We start from the raw sequence: 1,554 nt of genomic DNA, 5'->3' as shown, positions 1-1,554 counted from the left end.
CAAGCCACATCCCAGCCGGAGGTTCTCCCACGTTCAAGCCCGTCCTGCTGCTACCAACCTCCTGACCGAGAACACCTAGGGTCGCAGCATGCCTGCCACGCTGCACCGGACCGCGCCCGAGGCCGAGCCGTCACCACTGGCGGACGAGAGCATCTGGCGGGTGCGCGATGTCCCCCGGGTGATCGCCGGCCGCGGGCTCGTGGTGGCCGCCTCGCGCATGCTCATGGTGGTGCTGATGCTGTGGGTCCAGGCCTCCGGCCAGGGCTCGGGGGCCATGGCCGCGGTGATGGTGGCGGTGGCGCTCCCGGCCCTGTTCTTCATGGGCACGGCCGGCGACGTGGCCGACCAGCACGACTCGCGCCGCATCCTCGTGGCGGGCGTGGCCGTGCAGGTGCTCGGCGCGCTGGGCGTGGCCGCGGCGGTGGCCCTCACCTCCGGCCCGGTGGCCCTGCCCCTCGTGGTGGCCCTGGCCTTCCTCTACCAGGTGGGCTCCACCTTCAACCAGCCCGTGTGGGACGCGCTGGTGCCCCGCGTGGTGGGGGTGGACCGGGTGGGCGCCGTGGCCTCCTGGCAGCAGGGCGTGAGCAGCGTGGCCGGCCCGCTGGGTGCCGGGGTGGGCGGTGTGCTCGTGGGCTGGTGGTCCCCGGTGGGGGCCCTGCTGGTGACCGCGGCGCTCGTGGCCCTGGTCATGGTGCCGGCGGTCACCGTGGCCACCCGCCGTGGGGGACCGGACGACCCGCTGCTGGCCGAGGCCCGAGAGGCCGCGCAGCGTGCGGCGCAGGAGGCCGGGCCGTGGGCGCGGTTCTGGCGCAAGACGCCCTTCGGCCAGCTCTCCCGCAGCATCGCCGCGGTGCGCTCGGTGCCGGCGGCCGGCACCGTGGTGCTGGTGATGTTCTGCTTCATGATCTTCCAGGGCGCGTCCAACGTCATCGAGGTGTTCCTGGTGCGGGGGCCGCTGGGGGCCTCCGAGGCCCAGTACGGCATGAGCGAGGCCTTCGCCGCCGTGGGCGGTGTGGCCGGGGCGGCGGTCACCGCGCGGATCCTGGCCCCCTCCCGGCGCGTGTGGACGCTCGTGGCCGGGCTCGTGACCGGTGGTGTGGCCCTGCTGGGCATCGGTGTGGCCCCCCACTTCGGGTTCTACGTGGCCGGCCAGGTGGCCCTGGGCGTGATGCAGGCCCTCGTCGTGGCCAGCGCCGTCACCGTGGTGGTCACGAGCACGCCCGACGAGCGCCGTGGTGCGGTGATGGCCGCGTTCAGCGGGCTGCTCAAGCTGGGCACCGTGTGCGCCCTGTCCATCGGTGCCGTCATCGGTGGCCTGGTGGACCCGCGCACCGCCTTCCTCGTGCTGGGTGCCGCCTCGCTGCTCTCGCTGGTGGTGACCGGGTGGCGCCTGCCCGGCATCGCCCGGCGGCTGCGGGAGGAGGAGCAGGGGGCCGTCGCCGCGGGGCCCGCACCCGCTGCGGCAGGATGACCGCGTGACCGACGCGCGCCCCACCCGCCCCGATGCCGCGACCGACCCCGGGGAGCGCGAGGTGGGCGTGGGGCCCTGGGGCG

The 1,554-nt window shown here is 75.3% G+C and carries 1 protein-coding gene; it reads left to right on the top strand.

The genetic code is table 11. The annotated features are described in order from the left end of the window. The first annotated feature begins 88 nt into the window (after positions 1 to 88). Complete coding sequence (locus CYJ76_RS10740; protein WP_101850078.1) at positions 89 to 1,471, top strand: MFS transporter; 1,383 nt, start codon at positions 89 to 91, stop codon at positions 1,469 to 1,471. Positions 1,472 to 1,554: the final 83 nt, after the last annotated feature.

It is taken from the genome of Kytococcus schroeteri (genome assembly GCF_002847825.1).
In the GTDB taxonomy this organism is placed as follows: domain Bacteria; phylum Actinomycetota; class Actinomycetes; order Actinomycetales; family Dermatophilaceae; genus Kytococcus; species Kytococcus schroeteri.
This window is presented reverse-complemented; position numbering and strand designations above follow the sequence as displayed.

Bases quoted from the DNA above. Each gene is read 5' to 3' on its own strand.
- CYJ76_RS10740 (WP_101850078.1), top strand. From the start codon at position 89: ATGCCTGCCACGCTGCACCGGACCGCGCCCGAGGCCGAGCCGTCACCA.